The 20,033-nt window shown below is 70.7% G+C and carries 16 protein-coding genes and 1 pseudogene; 11 read left to right on the plus strand and 6 right to left on the minus strand.

The window, feature by feature from the left end; genetic code table 11:
- The first annotated feature begins 726 nt into the window (after positions 1–726).
- Entirely contained in the window at positions 727–1,644 is a 918-nt protein-coding gene (locus BMG523DRAFT_RS04570; protein ID WP_043590491.1) for a universal stress protein, read from the plus strand.
- 21 nt (positions 1,645–1,665) lie between these two features.
- Here the strand turns inward: BMG523DRAFT_RS04570 and BMG523DRAFT_RS04575 are convergent, their stop codons facing one another.
- Positions 1,666–3,615: a C2 family cysteine protease gene (locus BMG523DRAFT_RS04575; protein ID WP_023840015.1), complete on the minus strand. Its 1,950-nt coding sequence runs from the start codon at positions 3,613–3,615 to the stop codon at positions 1,666–1,668.
- Between the two features lie 214 nt (positions 3,616–3,829).
- Between BMG523DRAFT_RS04575 and BMG523DRAFT_RS04580 the strand changes: the two genes are divergently transcribed.
- The 4 genes from BMG523DRAFT_RS04580 to ahcY all read left to right on the plus strand — a co-directional run bounded on the left by BMG523DRAFT_RS04580 (position 3,830) and on the right by ahcY (position 9,765).
- Positions 3,830–5,050: an acetyl-CoA C-acetyltransferase gene (locus BMG523DRAFT_RS04580; protein ID WP_043590494.1), complete on the plus strand. Its 1,221-nt coding sequence runs from the start codon at positions 3,830–3,832 to the stop codon at positions 5,048–5,050.
- Between the two features lie 144 nt (positions 5,051–5,194).
- Positions 5,195–5,401: a DUF1918 domain-containing protein gene (locus tag BMG523DRAFT_RS04585; RefSeq protein WP_035729341.1), complete on the plus strand. Its 207-nt coding sequence runs from the start codon at positions 5,195–5,197 to the stop codon at positions 5,399–5,401.
- 367 nt (positions 5,402–5,768) lie between these two features.
- Positions 5,769–8,294, plus strand: coding sequence for an RND family transporter (locus BMG523DRAFT_RS04590; protein ID WP_108913675.1), 2,526 nt, complete (start codon positions 5,769–5,771; stop codon positions 8,292–8,294).
- Positions 8,295–8,328: 34 nt separating this feature from the next.
- Entirely contained in the window at positions 8,329–9,765 is a 1,437-nt protein-coding gene (ahcY, locus tag BMG523DRAFT_RS04595; protein WP_023840013.1) for an adenosylhomocysteinase, read from the plus strand.
- Positions 9,766–9,865: 100 nt separating this feature from the next.
- Here the strand turns inward: ahcY and BMG523DRAFT_RS04600 are convergent, their stop codons facing one another.
- On the minus strand, positions 9,866–10,303 hold the full coding sequence (locus tag BMG523DRAFT_RS04600; protein ID WP_232234815.1) for a hypothetical protein: 438 nt from the start codon (positions 10,301–10,303) through the stop codon (positions 9,866–9,868).
- Between the two features lie 685 nt (positions 10,304–10,988).
- Between BMG523DRAFT_RS04600 and BMG523DRAFT_RS04605 the strand changes: the two genes are divergently transcribed.
- Positions 10,989–11,789, plus strand: a complete 801-nt coding sequence (locus BMG523DRAFT_RS04605; protein WP_011438810.1) for an N-acetylmuramoyl-L-alanine amidase — start codon at positions 10,989–10,991, stop codon at positions 11,787–11,789.
- Positions 11,790–11,834: 45 nt separating this feature from the next.
- Here the strand turns inward: BMG523DRAFT_RS04605 and BMG523DRAFT_RS04610 are convergent, their stop codons facing one another.
- The 4 genes from BMG523DRAFT_RS04610 to BMG523DRAFT_RS04625 all read right to left on the minus strand — a co-directional run bounded on the left by BMG523DRAFT_RS04610 (position 11,835) and on the right by BMG523DRAFT_RS04625 (position 16,216).
- Complete coding sequence (locus BMG523DRAFT_RS04610; protein WP_035908668.1) at positions 11,835–12,962, minus strand: glycerate kinase; 1,128 nt, start codon at positions 12,960–12,962, stop codon at positions 11,835–11,837.
- A gap of 43 nt (positions 12,963–13,005) precedes the next feature.
- Positions 13,006–14,007, minus strand: a complete 1,002-nt coding sequence (gene add, locus BMG523DRAFT_RS04615; RefSeq protein WP_011438812.1) for an adenosine deaminase — start codon at positions 14,005–14,007, stop codon at positions 13,006–13,008.
- A 148-nt stretch (positions 14,008–14,155) separates the two neighbouring features.
- Entirely contained in the window at positions 14,156–14,992 is an 837-nt protein-coding gene (locus BMG523DRAFT_RS04620; protein WP_043590496.1) for an undecaprenyl-diphosphate phosphatase, read from the minus strand.
- A 255-nt stretch (positions 14,993–15,247) separates the two neighbouring features.
- Entirely contained in the window at positions 15,248–16,216 is a 969-nt protein-coding gene (locus BMG523DRAFT_RS04625) for a PHB depolymerase family esterase (protein ID WP_011438814.1), read from the minus strand.
- Between the two features lie 438 nt (positions 16,217–16,654).
- Here BMG523DRAFT_RS04625 and BMG523DRAFT_RS27225 point away from each other — a divergent pair.
- The 5 genes and pseudogenes from BMG523DRAFT_RS27225 to BMG523DRAFT_RS04640 form a co-directional block, all read left to right on the plus strand.
- Positions 16,655–16,828, plus strand: a pseudogene (locus BMG523DRAFT_RS27225) (HAMP domain-containing protein); the annotation flags it as partial.
- A gap of 56 nt (positions 16,829–16,884) precedes the next feature.
- Positions 16,885–17,031: an ATP-binding protein gene (locus BMG523DRAFT_RS27230; RefSeq protein ID WP_023840010.1), complete on the plus strand. Its 147-nt coding sequence runs from the start codon at positions 16,885–16,887 to the stop codon at positions 17,029–17,031.
- Between the two features lie 266 nt (positions 17,032–17,297).
- Positions 17,298–17,870, plus strand: coding sequence for a hypothetical protein (locus tag BMG523DRAFT_RS04630; protein ID WP_023840009.1), 573 nt, complete (start codon positions 17,298–17,300; stop codon positions 17,868–17,870).
- Positions 17,871–17,906: 36 nt separating this feature from the next.
- On the plus strand, positions 17,907–18,455 hold the full coding sequence (locus BMG523DRAFT_RS04635; protein WP_023840008.1) for a hypothetical protein: 549 nt from the start codon (positions 17,907–17,909) through the stop codon (positions 18,453–18,455).
- A gap of 93 nt (positions 18,456–18,548) precedes the next feature.
- Positions 18,549–20,033, plus strand: a complete 1,485-nt coding sequence (locus BMG523DRAFT_RS04640; protein WP_023840007.1) for a cytochrome P450 — start codon at positions 18,549–18,551, stop codon at positions 20,031–20,033.

A 20,033-nucleotide genomic window follows, 5' to 3' on the forward strand; every position in this document is an offset into this window, starting at 1 on the left:
TACCGCGTCACCCGGCGGGACTGCATCCCCGGGGAGGAGGACTCGGCGGCGTGGAGGATCCCCCCGCACCTCGCCGGAGGGATGGCCGGAGGGATGGCCGCCACGGTGACCGCGCCCGAGTACATCCTGCCCACGGCACGTGCGGAGGAAAGTCCGGGCGCGCTCACCGGTTGAACCGGCCCACCGGTATCCGGAACTACGACGGGACTCGGCGCACAAGAAAAATCGCCGGGAACCGGAACACCGGGAGAAACCGGACCGCCCGGTCACGGCATTCTTCGTCCTTGCCCGGCGAGGCCGGACGGGAACAGCCACCTCGCCCGATCGACCCGCCGCCACACAACGGACGCCAACCACCGTCACCGACAACAGAGATCGTGGACCTCCATTGTCGTACCTCGTCGTCTTATCGATCGATCACGGCAGGGGAGCGGCTGGCGCCCAGTGGCTTCCGGTCCGACGACGGGGTTACCGGGGACCGGTGACCCAACCATTCACCACTTCTCACCATGGATCACGCCGACGGGTGGGAAGGATGGTCCAACGTAGGGTTCACCTGGCCCGAACACACGAAAACAACACCGGAAGCTGTTGATCGGCGGGCAGCTCCACTCCACGTTGGCCTCCCCCGCGTTGGCCTCCCCCGCGTTGGCCTCCCCCGCGGGCGGACGGGGTTCCCGGCCGACCAGCCGGGTATCCCGGACCGGGCTTCGAAGGAGGCGGACGATGGCCGACATCGTGGTCGGGGTCGATGGTTCCGAGGGCTCCCACACGGCGCTGCGCTGGGCGTTCACCGAGGCGGAGTGGCAGGGGNGCGGCATCCAAGCCGTGATCGGCTTCGCCCGTGGTCCGGCCCAGCCCGGGATGCGTGCCGGCCTGGCGCAGGCGGCCGAGCGGACGCTGCACGAAACCGTGACGGCGGTCACGCCACCGGGATCGATCGTCTCCGTAACGGAGCAGGCCGTGGACCTGCCGGGTGCGGAGGCCCTGCTGACGGTCGGCCGCGACGCCCGCATGATCGTGGTCGGCGCCCGGGGGCAGGGGCTGCTGCACCGGCTGCGGATCGGGTCGGTCAGTGCCTCCGTCGCCGTACACGCCACGGTTCCGATCGTGATCGCCCGCGGTGACGTCGAGGCCGCGACCGCCGGCTCGGGCGCGACCGCCGCCGAAGGCACGACCCCGGCCGGCGCACCGTCCCGACCGTCCCGACCGTCCCGACCGATCGCCGTGGGTGTGGACGGCTCCCCCAACGCACTGTCGGCCCTCGCCTGGGCCGCCGGGGAGGCCGCACTGCGCGGGGTTTCGCTGATCGCCGTGCACGCCTGGCTCGCGGCGATCCCGTTGCCGTTCGCCGAGGCACCGGGGGAGATCACCCAGGCCCTGGAGGACCAGGCCCGGGCCGTGCTCGACGAGTCCATCGCGGGCGTCCGCGACCGCGGCCAGCTGCCGGCCGGACTAGACCTACGGGCCGTGGTGCTGCCCGCCTCGGCCACCCAGGCCTTGATCGTCAAGGGTCGCGAGTGCGATCTCGTCGTCGTCGGCGCCCGCGGTCACGGCGGCTTCGCCGAGCTGCTGCTGGGATCGGTCAGCCACCAGTGCATGCTTCACTGCCCCACCCCGGTGGCGATCATTCGGCAGCGGTAGCGGGGCGGCAGCCACCGACCGTTAACGGGTCGGGCCGTGCACGACCGCATGCGTATCCGGGAGGATCCCGTCCCAGGCGTACCACCGCTCGTTGTTCTGCCCGGGCGCCGGATCCCACGGATTACGCAGCAGCACCCGCCGGCGCGCCACGTCCACGGCGAGCAGGGTGTAGGCGTGCGCCGCGACGAGTCCGCCGGGCCGGGTTCGACGCCGGGTGGTCACGATCACCACCTCGCCGTCGGCGAGGAGCTCCCCGAGGGCGGGAACGGTCGCCTCGTGGGCGGCGAACACGTGCGCCGATCGCCCGGTGAGCGTCCGCAGGGCCGTCGCCGCATTTCCGAATTCGATGGCGGGATAGCCGCCGTGCAGCCGGGCGTAGGCCTTCTCGTACAGCGCCGGCCACAGCTCCGGCCGTCCCGCCGCGTCGTCGCCGTCCATCGCGACCTCCTCGTACCCAGCCGCACGCGACCGGGAGGTGCCCGGCGCCCGCGGCCCGGGTGCCTCGTCCTCCGATCGCCCGTACGGCGGCTGGACCCGACGAGCGGGCAGGCTGGCCGTGACGGTGACGCCCACGCCGGCGCCGGCCGGTCCGCGGGGGTGCATGATGATCGTGACAGTACCGTTGGGGTTGGCCCGCAGCCGCTCCGCGAGTAGTCCGGGATCCTGGCGGGCGATGCCGATCAGCGCCGCGACGAGGTAGCAGTCGGCGACGCCGCCCTGCCCCACATCGCTCGGGCTGATCCCGTCACGCACCGTCGGGTCGCCGGTGCGGTCGACCGCCACGACCTCGCCGGGGCGTCCGCGGACGACAGGGTAGCCGGGTTCGAGCCATGGGAAGGCCAGCAGGACGTCTCCGATCATGGCCGAGGAGGCCCCGGCGATCAGGGCGTCGGTGAGGTCGGCCAGCGCCGGCAGGTAACCAAGGATGCCGGGGCTCGGATTTTCGATCACCCGGGCGGCCACCGCGGCAAGGACCGCCAGAGGCCGGCCGCGCAGCCGGGAGATGACCGCCTGGCGCATCGCCGCGGACAGGCCAGCCAGCCGAACGCTGATCGCCGTCAGATCATTGACGGTCACCGTCGCCGGATCCGTGCCGATGCGGGCGACCAGCTCGGCCGCGGCGAAACGCGCCATCCGCCGGTCGATGCCGCGCGCCATGGCCGGCGCTCCGACAGCGACCGCGTGCAGTCCGAACCCGACGGGGTCGTCCCGTCCGGACGAGCCAGCCAGACCGAGCAGGCCAGCCGGAGCGGACGGTTTGCGCTCCCCGAACAGGCAGTGCGGATCGGACCAGTCCACGCCGCCGAACGGATCGGGCAGCCGGCTCAACCGTCCCCCGTCCGCGGCGACGGCTCGGGCCAGGGCGGCCGACCGGTCGCCCGCCGCCCGCAGGCGGTCGGACAGGACGCCCAGCAGGACCGGATCGAACAGAACGGTTTCGTCAATCGGGACCTTCACGGCGGGCCTGCCCCCAGCGTCGCCGGCATCGCCGGAGCCTCCGATAGCCCCGGGCAGGTCCTCCCTCCCCCCGGCATCGCCCTCGACGCCACCGGTGGCCAGTCCGTGCGCCAGCATCCACACCCGTGGGTCGTTCCCGACGCCGCCGGACGCGTCGAACCGGCGCAGCCGGGCGAGCTCGTCGGCGGATACCACGGCAGCCGCGCCTAGACCGAGGCGCAAGGCGTGGGCACGCTCGTCGTACCGCTCGGCGAGCCAGTCGAGCAGCCCGGCCCGATCGCGCAGCACCCCGGCGCCGACGTCAAGCGCCCGCTGCCAGTCGTCCAGCCGGGCGGCGCACCGGATCCGCCACGGTGACCGCCATGCCCGCGGGGTGTCGGCGGCACGCGCACCGGCCAGCACCCCGGCCACCTCCGGGACGAGTCGGCGCAGCCGGGCGGCGCACTCGCGCAGCTCGCCCGCGGCCGCGGCGAGGGCCGCGACATCACGGGGTGTACCAAGGTCTGCTCGCATCGGGCACGCCATCCGGCTCGCTGGCGACGGGATGATCAAAGCGTAACCCGACGGGTCCCCCTCGCCGCGTCGGCTCGGCCACCCGCGACCGCGGGCGCTCGTCCGCGTTAGGGTTTTGATCATTTGGCCGCAGGGACCACGGCCTCCGCGACCCTGCCGCCAAGAACACCGAGAACGCCAAGAACACCAAGAACACCGAGAACTGGGAGGGCATGTGACCGAGGCCGTTGTCGTCGCCGCAACCCGATCACCGATCGGGCGGGCGTTCAAGGGTTCGCTGCGGGGGATGCGGGCCGACGACCTCGCGGCCATCATCGTCCGGGCAGCCCTGGACCAGGTTCCGGCCCTCAACCCGGCCGACATCGACGATCTCATCCTCGGTTGCGGGCTACCCGGAGGCGAACAGGGACACAACATCAGCCGCGTCGTCGCCGTCAGCCTCGGGTTCGACACCGTTCCCGGCACGACGGTCTCCCGGTACTGCGCATCCTCCCTGCAGGCTCTGCGGATGGCTGCGCACGCCGTGCGCGCGGGAGAGGGTGACGCGTTCATCGCCGCCGGGGTGGAGGTCGTCAGCGGCTTCGTCAGGGGCAACAGCGACAGCCTGCCGGACACCCAGAACCCGCGCTACTGCGAGGCCCAGGCCCGTACGGCGGCCCGTGCCCAGGCGGGGTCCGCGCCCTGGACGAATCCCCGGGCGGCCGGCGAGCTGCCCGACGTCTACATCGCCATGGGGCAGACCGCCGAGAACGTGGCCCAGCTCGCGGGTGTGAGCCGCCTCGAACAGGACGAGTACGCCTCCCGCTCGCAGAACCTGACGGAGCGGGCCGTCGCGGACGGCTTCTTCAAGCGGGAGATCATTCCGGTGCCGCTGCCCGACGGCGGGGTGATCGACAGCGACGACAGTCCCCGGCCGGGAACCACGATGCGGGCGCTGGCCGCTCTCAGGCCGGTGTTCCGCCCGGACGGTACCGTCACGGCCGGCAACGCCTGCCCGCTCAACGACGGAGCCGCCGCGGTCATCGTCATGAGCGACACCAGGGCCCGCGAGCTCGGCATCACCCCGCTGGCCCGGATCGTCTCCACCGGCGTCAGCGCACTGTCACCGGAGATCATGGGCCTGGCCCCGGTGGAGGCGTCCCGGCGGGCCCTGGCCCGGGCGGGGATGACGATCGACGACGTCGACCTGGTAGAGCTGAACGAGGCGTTCGCGGCGCAGGTCATCCCGACCTACCGGGCGCTCGGGCTCGACGTCGCGAAGCTGAATGTGCACGGTGGCGCGATCGCGCTCGGTCACCCGTTCGGGATGACCGGCGCCCGGCTACTCACCACCCTGCTGAACGGACTACGCACCACCGACACGACCATCGGCCTGGAGACAATGTGCGTCGGCGGCGGGCAGGGCATGGCGCTGGTCGTCGAGCGGCTGTCCTGAACCGGGAGTTCGCGACCTTTCGGGCTTCGGGTCTGCCGCGACCGACGCTCCGTGCTAGGCAGAAAGAGCACGCGCATGCGATCGGTCACCGGAGCATCCAGGCAGAGCAGACCGGATCGCCCGGCAGGGAGGTCGACCATCATGATGTTCGCATCCGTCGGAGAGAGGTTCGTCGTCCACGGCCGCACGGTGGGCAGCCCGGAACGACACGGGACCGTGGTCGAGGTACGCGGCGAGGACGGAGGCCCGCCGTTCGTCGTGCGTTGGGATGACGGGCACGAGGGACTCTTCTTCCCGAGCTACGACTCGCTCGTCGAACTCCGACCGTCACGGGAGTCCGCGGGCGTCTGACCCCGGGCACGTCCGACCCCGGAGAGGATGGCGACGGTAGCCGAGCCCGGGGAGCCAGGCCCGGGGCGTGTTGATCGCCTGAAACATTTTCCGGCGAAATCGGCTGCCCCGGGGCCTTCAGGCGGTGTGACCTGCTGCGCTATACAGCAGGGACACAGCCGTCGGACCGACAGGTAACGCGCGTCGATCCGGAGGCAACGCGGATAACTCCGGAGCGTGACCGATGTCGACGCCTTCCCCCTCCACCGACGATCCAGCCGATCATCCCGGCCGGCCCGAACACCGGTCGGAGCCAGGCCGCACCTCGGAACCGGAGCACGGGTCGGGCCCGGACCGCCGGTCCGGGCCATCGGCGGCACTCGCCCGTATGGTCAGTACGGTCAGTCGGCGCTCGGGCATCGTCGCCGTCGTGGCGCTGCTCGTCACCGCCGCCCTGGGGTTCGGAACCACCCGGCTGGAATTCACCACCGGCCAGGACAACTATCTGAACCCCGACTCCCAGGTCGCCCGGGACAACGTCGCCTACCAGTCCCTCTTCGGCGGCCAGGCGATGGTCACGCTGTTCACCCTGGACAAGGGCGAACGACTCGAGGACCTATTCACCAAGCGCAACATCAGCCAGTTCCGGGAGTTGCAGGCCAGCCTCGACGCCGATGACCGGATCGAATCGGTGATCACCCCGCTCACGGCGCTGGAGTTCACGAACAACCTGGTCACGAGCCCGGACGGCAATCCCGTCAACAGCCCCGCCGGGAAGATCCTGCTCGGTGCCCAGCGCCGCGATCCGGATCCGGTCTCCGCCCAGCGGCGCCTCGCCGACTCCGTCACGACACTGCGGCGGATGCAGGCGATCCCGGTGGCCGAGCGGGTCTACGACAACCCGGCCTGGGTCTCCTTCCTGCTCCGCGACAACACGGGTGCCATCCGTAAGTCGATCAAGCCGTTCTTCCCGACCGAATCCACCAGCCAGATGGTCACCCGACTGCGGGGCAACGCCTCCCTCACGACCGAGGGCCAGGCCGCGACCCTGGCCGAGAAGGCCGCGTCCGAACGCATGTTCGATAATGCGACAACGATGTCGACCGGGGCGCCCGCGCTGCTGCGCGACCTCAACGACTACCTGCGCGGCGGGTTCGTCACCCTCGGGGGCATCTCCCTGGCACTGATGGCCGGCCTGCTGCTCGTCGCCTTCGCGGTGCGCTGGCGGCTGCTCCCGCTCGGCGTCGTCGCCGTCGGCCTCATCTGGGCGTTCGGCCTCGCCGGCTACGCGGGTGTCCCGCTGTCGGTGGTGACCATCTCCGGTCTGCCGGTGCTGCTCGGCGTCGGCATCGACTTCGCCGTCCAGCTCCACAGCCGGGTGGAGGAGGAGGCCCAACTGGCCCGGGCCGGCCATCCCGTCACCGCGGCCCTGGCCGGGCTGCTGCCCGCGCTGAGTGTCGCCACCGTCGCCGCGGTGCTGTCCTTCCTCGCGCTGGAGTTCAGCGACGTCCCGATGATCCGGGACTTCGGCACGCTGCTCGCCCTGGGCCTGCCGGTGATCGTCATCGCCACGATCCTGTTCCTCACCGCCTCGTTGGGCCTGCGGGAACGTCGCCGGCCGACCCCCCCGAAGGACTACACCCACGGCCCGCTGGGTCGGACGGTGATCACCCTGGGGTCCCTGCCACGGATCACCGCGCTCCCGCTCGTCGCCGTGTCCGTCGCGGTCTTCGCCGTCGGGATCGTCACCGACGGCACACTGAAGATCCAGACCGATCCGGAGAAATGGGTCGACCAGCAGGGTCAGGTCATCAAGAACATCAACACGCTGCGCGCGAGCACCGGATCCGCCAGCGAGCTGGGCATCTACGTCCAGTCACCGAACGTCTTCGACGACGCCACCGTCGCCTTCCTCGCCGAGTTCGCGAACACCCGGCTCGCGAAGGACCCGGCCGACCTGCTGACCGCGTCGAGCCTCGTCACGACCATCAGCTTCATGATGGAGGTGCCGAACACGACGGTCGTCCTGCCGACGGGTCAGGACGTCCGGCTCGGCTACGCCGCGGCACCGCCCGACCTCCAGCGCGCCACGGTGAACCTGGCCCACAACGCGCTCAACCTCGTCTTCCGTACCGGATCGGGCTCGTTGGAACGGCAGGCCGCAATCGTCGACGACATCCGGGACACGGTCCATCCGCCGCAAGGGGTACGCGCCACCCCGTCGGGCCTCGTCGTGGTCGGCACCGGGCTGCTGGAGAACTTCACGAAGAACCGGACCCAGCTGACCTACTTCGCGCTGGTCGGCGTCCTGCTCATGCTGCTGGTCTGGCACCGCAGCATCGTCCGGGCGGTCCTGTCGCTGGTGCCGGTGCTGATCGCGGTCGGGCTCAGCTCCATGATCGCCTGGCTGGTCGGCGTCGATCTCAGCCCGCTCACCGCGGTCGGCGGCCCGCTCGTCATCGCGCTGGGCAGCGAGTTCACCACCCTGCTCGTGCTTCGCCACCTGGAAGAGCGTCGACGCGGCCTGACACCGAAGGAGGCCGTCGACCAGACCGCGGCCCGCACCGGACGCGCCTTCGTGGTCTCCGCGCTCGCCGCCGTGATCGGGGTCGCCGTCCTGGCCTTCAGCTCCCTACCGCTGCTGCGTGACTTCGGTCTGCTGGTCGCCCTCAACGTCGCCATCGCCCTGCTGTCCGCGCTGGTCGTCCTCCCACCCCTGTTGATCTGGGCGGACGAACGCGGCTGGGTGCACCAGCCGCGCCAGGACGACCCGGGCCCGGCGGTCGACAGAACCGGACCGGGTCTTCGTCAACACGGCGACATGTGGGACGCTCAAGAAACCCGTTCCAAGGCCGGCGCATCACGGCCGCGGCCGATGGCGGGTGGAAACCGGGACGAGACATCCGCCGTATAGGCTCGGCAGCCGCCCGAGCGTCGAAGGAGAGGGCATGAGTTTCGAGTTCAAGGTCGCGGATCTCGCACTGGCCGAGTTCGGCCGCAAGGAGATCCGGCTTGCCGAGCACGAGATGCCCGGCCTCATGGCCACCCGGGCGGAATACGCGGCCAGCCAGCCCCTCAGGGGCGCCCGCATCATGGGCTCCCTGCACATGACAATTCAGACCGCGGTGCTGATCGAGACCTTGGTAGCGCTCGGCGCCGACGTCCGTTGGGTCTCCTGCAACATCTTCTCCACCCAGGACCACGCGGCCGCCGCCGTCGTCGTCGGGCCGAACGGCAGCAAGGACGACCCGCGGGGCGTGCCGGTCTTCGCCTGGAAGGGCGAGACCCTCGAGGAGTACTGGTGGTGCACGGACCAGGCGCTGGCCTGGCCGGACGGCGGCACCCCGAACATGATCCTCGACGACGGCGGCGACGCGACCCTGCTCGTCCACAAGGGCGCCCAGTTCGAGGCGGCCGGCGCGGTCCCCGCGACGGACGCCGCGGACGGCGAGGAGTACGCGATCGTCCTGGAGACCCTGCGCCGCACCATCGCGCAGAAGCCGGGTCGGTGGACCGAGACCGCGAAGAACATCAAGGGCGTCACCGAGGAGACCACGACCGGCGTGCACCGTCTCTATGAGATGGCGAAGGCCGGCACGCTGGCATTCCCGGCGATCAACGTCAACGACTCGGTGACGAAGTCGAAGTTCGACAACAAGTACGGCTGCCGCCACTCCGTCATCGACGGTCTCAACCGCGCCACCGACGTGCTCATCGGCGGCAAGGTCGCCGTGGTGTGCGGCTACGGTGACGTCGGCAAGGGCTGTGCGGACGCGCTGCGCGGCCAGGGAGCCCGGGTGATCGTCACCGAGATCGACCCGATCTGCGCCCTGCAGGCCGCGATGGACGGTTTCCAGGTCACCACCCTGGAGGACGTCGTCGCGACGGCGGACATCTTCGTCACCACGACCGGCAACTTCAACATCATCCATGCCGAGCACATGGCTGCGATGAAGCACCAGGCGATCGTGTCGAACATCGGGCACTTCGACAACGAGATCGACATGGCCGGCCTGGCCAGGACCCCCGGCATCGAGAAGATCAACATCAAGCCGCAGGTCGACGAGTGGGTGTTCCCGGACGGCCACTCGATCATCGTGTTGGCCGAGGGCCGGCTGATGAACCTCGGTTGCGCCACCGGACATCCGAGCTTCGTGATGTCGAACAGCTTCACCAACCAGGTGATCGCGCAGATCGAGCTGTTCACGAAGACCGAAAACTACCCCGTCGGGGTATACGTGCTGCCCAAGCACCTCGACGAGAAGGTCGCCCGGCTGCACCTCGACGCGCTGGGCGTGAGGCTCACCCAGCTGACCAAGCAGCAGGCGGACTACATCGGCGTGCCCGTCGAGGGTCCGTACAAGGCCGACCACTACCGCTACTGATCGGTCCGGTCCTCTCGCGCCGATTCCGGTTAATCCGATTAATCCGATCGACCGGATTCGGCGCTTCGACCTGAATCGGCGCTTCGCCGGCCGGGATCGGTCAGCGTCTCCTGGACGACCAGCAAACCGACGTCCACGACGGGTCGCTCAGGTCGTCCAGGCTGTACCAGCCGGCCGGCAGGTAGGTCCCCCAGGTCGCCGACGGGACGTCGGCGCTCGCCCGGTCCGGTACCGCGGGCCTGCGCACACCGAAGGTCGCGTCGCCGCCGGGGCAGCTCAGGTGCCCGAACCTGAAGATCGGCTCGCCGGCCTCCTCACCCCGGCCGGGACCGGTCCGGCACAGCGATGCCGTGGCCGGCGGCCACAACGAGGCGACATGGACGTAGAAACCGGCGTCGAGATACGTCGCGGGTCTGTTCGGCTCTCCGGCCGCCGCCGGCACACCGACCTCCGTCGCCTGCCCGCCCGGGCAGCTCGCCCAGGTCGCTCCACCGGCCTGCGCGGCGCCCGCGTTCACCAGAGCCAGGATGCCGCTCACCGCGAGGGTCGCCCCGGCGGTGGTCAGAGTGGCCAGGGTGGTCCGGGTCGCGCCGCCGCGCCGGCCCGCCCGCCGGGAACCGCGCCGCGCGGGACGACACCCTCCGGACGCAGCCGCTTCCGGTGCTCCCGGCGCTCCGGAGGATAACGGCCGTCCGACTCGTCGCGGGGAAGATACGGCATACCGCATTGAATGCCTCCTTCTCGAGCCCGGCTGCGGGTCGATCATGCGGTAGAAGGATACAGGCGCTAGAACGATACAGGCGGTAGAACCATATAGGCGGCATCGAAACACGGGCTCCGCCGCCCGGTCCGCGGTTCCCGCAAACATCCGCAAAAAACAGTCAGTATGCCCCTCGATACCGAGGGTTGACGAGGCGTCGAAGGGATGGCGGCTCGCGGCGGCGTCGGCTGTCCGTGCCTGGGGCGCACCACCGAACCGGGTCGGGCCCCTGTCAGGGATCCAGCGGGAGGGTTTCCACTCACCATATGTCCGGGCATACCGCCCCGATGCGGACCTCTCCGCAGCAGCCCGGCACTATGGCCATGCTGGTACTCCGGCTGGAAACTATGACTGTAGCGGTCAACCGACCTGATGACCCCATGAACAGGAAGCGGCCCGGAATCGTGATTTCCCAGACGAGGATCTGTCGCGGCGACACACGTGGGAAGGAGAGCCGGTAGCGATGGCACCGACCTTGTACCCGCCGGCCCGCTTCCGTCCGGTGCGGAACACGACCGGAGTGATGATCCAACCCACCCGAGGCCTCATCCCGCACGTCCAGGTGGGCGGCGGCTCCCTGTTCGGCTGGTTCGACAACCCCGCCAGCCAGGTCAGCTCACACCTGTGGCTGTCGAGGAGCGGCGACTTCGAGCAGTACGTTCCTTTCGACCGGAGGGCCTGGGCCCAGGCGGCAGGAAATCCATACTGGATCTCCTGCGAATGCGAAGGGTACGAGACCGAGGACTACACACCCCTACAAATCATCCGGCTCGGCGAGCTCTTTCAGTGGGGGATGCGGGAGTTCGGATGGCAGGAAGAGATCACCGACTCTCCCGCCGGTTACGGTATCGGTACCCACCGGATGGGCGGCCAGGCGTGGGGAGGCCACAATTGCCCGGGTGACATCCGGGCCAACCGACGCCGGGACATCCTCGCCGCCGCGCGGCATAACGGAGTCGGCGCAGCCGCCGATCCCCGGCACCGTTACGACGACCGTCCGACCCTGCGGGAGGGATCGCGTGGTCCGGACGTCGTGGAGCTCCAGAACGCCCTGAACATCATCTTTGGCCATGAGGCCCCCACCGGTGATCCCAACCGGATAACGCCGGATGGCGTGTACGGGCCACGGACCACTGCCCGGGTGGCCTCCCTACAGCGCTACGCCGCGCCGTGGTTCGGCCGCATCCCGGACGACGGGGTCTGCGGGCCCAACACCTGGCGTAAGATCGGTTACCTCCTCACCGGGATGAACCGCCGGGTCTGACCCACAGACCGGGCCCGGCCGCTCCCCCGCACCGGGCGCTCCCGCTCACCGGGCGGTCGTGACCCGGCGGGCCAGCTCGGCGCCGGCCCTCCGCAGCCACCGGAGCGGCTCGGCCATCGCCATGGCCGGCCCCCCGGCGAGATCGACGAGGGCGATCTCGGCCCGGACCCCCTCCGCTCGGGGGGCGTCAACCCGCCCAGCCACCAGGAGCACGGGCACCTCGGCGTCCCGCGCCAGCGCGAGGACTCCGCCGACCACCTTGCCGGACAACGAGGTGCGGTCGAACCTGCCCTCGCCGGTCACCACCCAGTCGGCGCCGGCAAGGGCCGCCGGCAGGCCCGCCGCCTGGATGATCGTCGGCAGGCCGGGGACCACCTCGGCTCCCCAGGCCGCGGCGAGGCCGTAGGCGGTGCCGCCGGCAGCCCCGGCTCCCGCGGCGTCGGGAGCACCACCCAACAGGTGGGCGAGCCGGCGCAGCCCCTCCTCCAGCCGGGTGATGTCCGCGGGTCCGGCACCCTTCTGCGGCCCGAATACGGCGGCGGCGCCGGCAGGGCCCAGCAGGGGCGCGTCGACGTCGACGAGACAGTACGCTCCCCCGGCCGGCGCCGGCCGCAACCCGGTCAGATCGATGTGCGCGAGCGACGTGAGGGCGCCGCCGCCGACGGCCAACGGCCGGCCGGCCGCGTCGAGGAACCGGGCACCCAACGCGGCGAGGGCACCGGTACCACCGTCGGTCGAGGCGGAACCGCCCAAAGTGATGAGAACGCGGTCGACTCCGGCGTCGATCGCGGCGGCGACCAACTCGCCGAGGCCCACGGTCTGCGCGCCCAACGGATCGAGTTCCCGCATCAGCGGCAACCCGCTCGCCCTCGCCAGTTCGATCACTGCGGTGCCATCGGGCAGCGACAGCCATTCGGCGTCGTGGCCCCGCCCGTCCGGACCAGTCACCCGTGCCGGGTGCCGCTCCGACCCGGGTACGCCGACGGCGAAGACGTCGAGGGTGCCCTCGCCACCGTCGGCGATCGGTACTCCCACGACCTGATCGCGGGGCCGCTCGGAGCGCCAGCCCGCGCCCAGCGCCGCGACCACCTCGGCCGCGGTCGCCGATCCCTTGAACGAGTCGGGTGCGAGGACCACCCGCGCGGGCCGGTGGGGGGACGGTACCCCCGTCATCGGAGCGTCACCGGCCGTCGGAGCGTCACCGGCCGTCGGAGCGTCACCGGCCGTCGAGACATCCCGCGTCGGCGAGCCACGCATCGATGCCGGCGAGGGCCGCCGTCCGCACCTCGATCGGCGCGGCTCCGGATTCCACCGAGCTGCGGGCGCAGGCGGCCAGTTCCTCGTCGGTCAGGCCCAGCGCCGATCGGCACAGCTCGTACTCCTCCAGACAGGTGGGCCCGAACAGCAGCGGGTCGTCGGCGTTGATCGAGCATCGCACCCCGGCCCGCAGCAGGGCCGGAAGCGGATGTTCGGCCATCGACGGGACGACCGAGAGCAGCAGGTTGGACGTCGGGCAGACATCGAGGCAGGTCCCTCGTTCGAGGAGGGTGTCGACGAGTCGGGGATCCTCCATGGCGCGGATACCGTGCTGGAGACGATCGGCATCCAGGGTCTCGATGGCGCCACGCACCGACGCGGGACCGTCGAGTTCCCCGGCGTGGGGGGTCGAGAGCAACCCGCCGTCGCGCGCGATCCGGAACGCCGCCATGAACGGCTCCGGCGGCCAGCCGTTCTCGTCGTTGTGCAGCCCTAGGCCGACGATGCCCCGATCGGCGTAACGCAGGGCCAACCGGGCCACGGAGACGGCCTGTTCGGGGGAGTCGAAGACCCGGTCGACGGCCGCCATCCAGCGGACGGTCACCCCGTACCGCGCGCCGACCTGATCCGATCGGGCCAGCACCGTCTCCCAGGCGGCCTCCGCGCTCCCGAAGACGCCTAGATGAACGTACGGCCAGAAGCTGGGTTCGAGGTAGGTGACGCCCTCATCCGCGGCATCGATGATCATTTCGTCGACGAGACGTTCGAAGTCCTCGGGCCGGCGGAAGACCGGCAGGATGCCGGCGATCACTTCGCTGAAGCCCCCGAACTCGGTAAACCCCGTGGTGCGGGGAGTCGGAACGCCCGCGGCGGCGGCCAGGTCGGCCAGTGTCGACGGCCGCATCCCCAGCTCGAAATGCAGATGCAGATGGCCCTTGGGCAGCGAACGCAGATCCCGCATCACAGTCCTTCCTCCGTGGCCGCGCGGCCGGCGGTCTCCCCATCCCGTGGGGACAACCACGAACCCGCAAGACGGTGGATTGAAACTTACGTGGTCGAGCCGCCCCGCGGGAGCCGGACGAAGATGGTCGCCGGCTCAGGTCGCCGGCTCAGGTCGCCGAGACGATCCCAGTGGCCACGAGGAAGAGCACGGTGGCACCGAGCGCCAGCCGGTAACCGATGAAAACGCTGTAGCTGTGTCTGGCAATGAACTTCAACAGCCAGGCGATCGCGACGTAGGCGACGGCAAAGCTGACCACGGTCGCGATGATCGTCGCCGGCCAGCCCACCCCGTCGGCGATGTCGTCGGACTTCGTGAGGACCTGCAGCGCCGCGGCCGCCATCAGGGCCGGGATGGACAGGAAGAAGGACAGCCGGGTCACCGCCACCCGGTCCAGGCCACGCAGCAACCCCGCCGACATGGTCGCCCCGGATCGCGAGATACCCGGGATCAGCGCCATGCACTGCACGATGCCGATCACCAGGGTGTCCTTCCACGTCACGTCCTCCTCGTGACGTTTCTGGGTACCGACGTGGTCCGCGTACCCCATCACCCCGCTCCAGAGGATCAGCGCACCGCCGACGAACCACAGGCTGCGTAGCGTGGTCTCGATCTGATCCTTGAAGGCCACCCCGACCAGGCCGATGGGAATCGATCCGAGAATGACGGCCCAGCCTAACCGGTAATCCGGATGCTCCCGCCAGGCGGGATCGCGCACACCGCGGCCCCACGCCGCCAGAAGGCGCCGGAAATCATGCCGGAAGTAAAGCAGGGTGGCGAAGACCGCACCGACCTGGATGATCGCGGTGAAAGCGGTGATGTCCGGGTCGTCGATGTCGTGGCCGAGCAGCTTCTCCAAAATTGTCAGATGTCCGGTGCTGGACACCGGCAGAAATTCCGTCAGCCCCTCGACCGCGCCGAGAAACACCGCTTCCAGGACGTTCACATGGACCCTTCCGCACCGGTACACGCCACCTGCTGATCGCGCAGGGCAGTGTATGACGACGAGGATCATCTGCTCCCGGTGGGGCGGGCCACGCGGCCGTCAGGCGGCCAGCGCCCGGGTCAGCGCACATCGAGCCGTCGCCCGGGCGACGGCCGCCTCGGTGCGGGTCACGACGGGCAGATCCAGCCGGGTCAGGGCCCGCCCGCCACAGCAGCGCCGCGGACGAGGAGAACGAGAGTCCCGCCGGCGTGCGGTTCACCTTGCCTGATGGGTGAAGAAGGCCCAGATGGTCGCGGTGGCATTCAGGGCGGTTGACGGCGGGTCGAGATGCAGGATTCGCTCGGCCGTCGGGTGGCGGGCACCGCCGGGCCACTGGTGGCCCGCGCCGGCAATGGTGACCAGTTCCACGGCCCGTCCCTGCGGGCAGGTGGCGATAAAGGTGGTGACGCTTTCCGTAGTGGTTGTGGCCGGGGTGGCACAATGATCGGCGGTACGCCACATCGCGTTCACGAACGGGACGGCCGGTCCGTTGATTTTTGCGACCCCGTCACCCTCGCCGCCGTAGTAGCGTACGGTGTGGTCCGCGGTGCCGTGAATGGCGATGACGGAGATTGGCCGCGGTGCGGGGCAGGTGCCGAGCAGGGTCGCCGAATCGGGTCCGATCGCGGCGAAAATGGTGGTGTCGCAGGCCAACCGGTAGTCCATCATGCCGCCGTTGGAGATTCCGGTGGCGTAGATACGGGCGGTGTCGACCGGTACGGCGGCTTGGATGGCGGCTACCATGCCAGTGATGAAGGCGACATCATCCACGCCGGTCGCACCGGGCTTTCCGCAACAACCGCCGCCGACGGACCAGGCATGGTTCTGCCCTTCGGGATAGGCGACGAGAAAATGGCCGCGGTCGGCCTCGGCGTCCCAGCCGTAGGAGTTCTCGGCCTGCTCCGCGCCACCGAAACCGCCGTGGATCATGACGACGAGCGGCGCCCGCGCGGGCAGAGTCGGCGGCCGGTACAGCCGGTAGGCGCGGGTGGCGCCGCCGACGTTGATCGACCGTACCGACGATCCGACCGGGACAGCGGCCGGCGTAGAAGCCGTCGCGGTGCTGGCGGGCTCTGCCGGGCCTGCCGCGGAGCGCCGAAGCGGCCCCGAGCAGCCGGTGAGGGCGACCGCGCCAGCGACGAACACGGCGAGCAACCAAGACGTGCGGGGGAAGCGGATGATCATCGAACCCCTCTGGTCGGCGCCCATAAGCGGGCAAGGGAATGCCCACAGCCTGGCATACCCGCCCAACCATGATTTTGATCTGCTCGCGCCATAGCGTGCCGGGAGCGGGCGGCGTGGTGCCGACCGCGCCGAGTACGAGTTCGACAGCCACCTACGCCACTACGTCTCACCACCCGCTTTCGTACGGAATTCACATCTTTCTTGTATGGAATGCGGGGTGCGACGAGCCGCTGACCTCGTAGTGGCCGGGGGTGGAGCCCGCCGGCCGGGCTGGCGAGGGCTGAAGGGCGGCGGGAAGAGGTGGGGATGCGGGAAGAGGTGGGGATGAGTGCGGGAGACCCGGCCAGGGTGCCGCCGGCGCCGGTGCTCACGTTCGCCGATGTGACCCTGGACGAGGCCGCCGCTGGTGCGGCCGTACTCACGCTGACCGGTACGGCGGCTTGGCTGTTGCTCGGCCGGGGGCTACGCCCGCTGCGGGACATCACCCGTACGGCGGCCGCCATCGCCGGCGGCGACCTGGCTCGGCGGGTCCCGCCGGGGCGTCCGCGCACCGAGACCGGTCAGCTCGCGGCGGCGCTCAACACCATGCTCGGCCAGATTCAGGCGGCCTTCGAGGACCGTCGGCGGCCGGCAGCCGCGGCGGTGGCCGGACCGGCAGCGACCTCGGAATGGCGATCGTCGCCGCCATCGCCGCCGCCCACGGCGGCACCGCCACCCTCGACAGCGCCCCCGGCGCCGGCACCACCGTCCGCATCGTCCTCCCCGCCGGTACAGGGGAGGAATTGGCCGCGGTCCGGCCCGTCAACCTCCTCTGACCGGGCCGGCCCGTTTCGACCAGTGACGCCGCGTTCACCGCCTCCGCGGGTTGCCCGGTCATAGCAAGAAAACTGCGGATCCGAATGTGCCTCACATCTTGCCGGGAAAGGGTTCTCATTCCAGGCTGATGTTCTTGCCTTGCTGGCAGGGGACACGGGCACAGCCGGTCCACGGAAACCGTGGCACCCAGCCGGCTGGCTCCCACGGTCACCCGTCGGGGCCACCTGACCATCTCCGATCTCCCGAAGGCAGGTGTCCCGTTCCCATGAACCTTCAGGCTCCGGTCCGTCGAGGTCTCGCAACGGCTACCGTTGCCGGCGCGGCGCTGCTTACCATCGCGGCCTGCCAGCCTGGCACCCGGGTAGTGACCGCCGCGCCGGCGACGGCGACCGCCGAGCAGGCAGCCGACCAGCCAACCTCAACGACACCGGTGTCGGCGGCGACGTCGGCTGCCGCGACATCCACGGATGCGGTCGGGAAGGGTGCCGGCGGGCCGGGCTCCCTGACCGTGGCCATCACCTCCCCGGTGGCGGTCTCCGGCCACGTCGACACGGTGGTGAGCTGCCAGACCGCGGGCGCCCGCTACGTGGCGTCGGCGAGCGGCTCGGTCCACGGCTACGCCGTCTCGGACGTCGTGCGGGTGGCCGGTTACCACGGGCCAGGGAGCTACCAGGCTTCGGTGACCGTGTCGATGACCGGCCCGGATGCCCACTACGCGGTCACCGCCGTACCGGCCACCGCGCAGGTCACCGCTACTGGTGGCGACGTCTCCTTCTCGGCGACGAGCACCGGCGGCCGAACGCTCGCCGGTTCGATCGCGTGGGCCTGCTCCGCGTAGGCGCACATGCGACCAGTGACTTTAGGAGAACATTCGGTGACCAGGCCGCTCGTCGGCCACGGGGGCACGCCGGCCCGGAGACGTCTGCGCCGTCTGCTCCTGGTGGTCGCGGCCGTGGCGGTCCTGCGCGGTGTGCAAGCCGGCGTCGCTGCGCTCACCGTGCTGACGGCAGCGGCACTGCGGCTCGAACAGCCGCTGCCGCACCTGCATGTCACCCGCCTGGCCGAGACTGGGCCCGAGCCGCTGACCCCGCTGACCGCTCTGGTCATGGTCGCCGTGTCCGCGGCCGTGTCCGCCCTTCTGCTCCGCGCTCGCCGGACGGTCACGGCCTTCGCGGCTGTCAAGGCATTCGCCCTTATCGCGGCGTCGACCATCGCCGGCGTCGTCGCTGCCGGCCCGGTGGGCCTTCGACTGGCCGTCGCGGGGTGCGGCGCGAGCCTGGCCGTCCTGCTGTGGCCGGCGGTCCGGCGCGCCGCCGTAACCCTGCTGACGGCGGTCGGCCTGCCGCACGCCACCGGCCGGACCGCCGACGTCGCCCTCGCCGTGAAGATCGGCCTTCTCGTCGCGGTGGTGCTCGTCAGCTAATCGGCTATTAGCACCGCGCGCCCTCAGCACCGCGCGCCCGCTTCCCCTGCGTCCACCCCACTCGCTCCCATCTCCGCCCGAAAGGAAGTCGTGATGAGCCGCGCTCCCCACGTCCGCTCCGTCGCCGCGCCACCATCCACAGCCAAGACCTCCGACATCAAGACCTCCGACATCAAGACCTCCGACAGGGTGCCCGGCTCGGGAGAGGGGCCGGTCGAGGCGATCCGGCGGCTGCGTGCCGACCCGCTCACCCGGCTCAACGAGCTGGCCCGCGCCCATGGGCCGGTGGTGCGCCTGGCGAGCTGGCCGGTGTCGGCCTTCCTCGTCACCGACCCGGACGCGATCGCTGACGCCCTGGTCAGCGGACACCGGGCCTACGCCAAAGGTGCCGTACGCCGCGGCGCCGGTTCCCGGCGAACGGTGGTGCAGCCGCTGGCACTGCTGCTGGGCCAGGGCCTGCTGACCAGCGCCGGGGACACCCACCGCCAGCAGCGCCGGCTGCTGCAGCCGCTGTTCCACAAGCAGCGGATCGCCGGCTACGCCGACGCCTTCGCGGCCATCGCGGACAAGACCGCCGACGGCTGGCGGGACGGGCAGCGCCTCGACGTGCACACCGAGATGACCGAGATGACCCTGGCGATCGTCGCCCGGACCCTGTTCGACGTCGACCTGGACAGCCACGTCGTCGACGTCATTCGGGCCGCTCTCGACCAGAACATGCCCGCAGCCCGCCGAGCCCAACTTCCCGGCTTCACTACCCTCGAACGGCTACCGCTCCCGGCGCCCCGGCGCCGACGAGACGCCCGGAACGCGCTCGACCGCGTCGTCCACGATCTGATCGCCGACCGCCGCGCCACCGGCGCCACCGGTAACGACCTGCTGTCCCTGCTGCTGACCGCCCGCGACGCCGACACCGGCGCGTCGATGGACGACTCCCAGGTCCGCGACGAGGCGCTCACCCTCCTGCTCGCCGGCCACGAGACCACCGCTAACGCACTGACCTGGACGTTCCACCTACTCGGCCGGGATCCGGAAGTACTGGCGACTCTGCAGGCCGAACTCGACCGGGTGCTCGGCGAGCGGCGGCCGACGATCGACGACCTGCCCCAGTTGCCCTACACCAACGCGGTCATCAGCGAGGCGATGCGGCTGTACCCGCCCGTCTGGGCCATGGGCCGCCACCTCGTCGAAGACCGCGACGTCGCCGGCTACCGCCTGCCCGCCGGCTCCACCCTGGTCTTCAGCCAATGGGTGGTGCACCGCGACGAGCGCTGGTGGCCGCGACCGGAACTCTTCGACCCCATCCGCTGGACCGGGCCCGACACCGCCGATGAGCCGGCCGACGCCGGGCCGAAGATGCGGCCTCGCTTCGCCTACTTCCCGTTCGGCGCCGGCCCCCGCCAGTGCATCGGCAACACCTTCGCCATCACCGAAGGCGTGCTCGCCCTGGCCGCTATCGCCCGCCGCTGGTCCTTCACCCCCGTACCCGGCCTGCCCGTCACACCGCAACCCCTGGTCACCCTGCGACCGAAGGACGGCCTACCCATGATCGCCCACGGTAGGTACCCGAACCGGTAG

This window comes from Frankia sp. BMG5.23, from assembly GCF_000685765.2.
Classification (GTDB): Bacteria; Actinomycetota; Actinomycetes; order Frankiales; family Frankiaceae; genus Frankia; species Frankia casuarinae.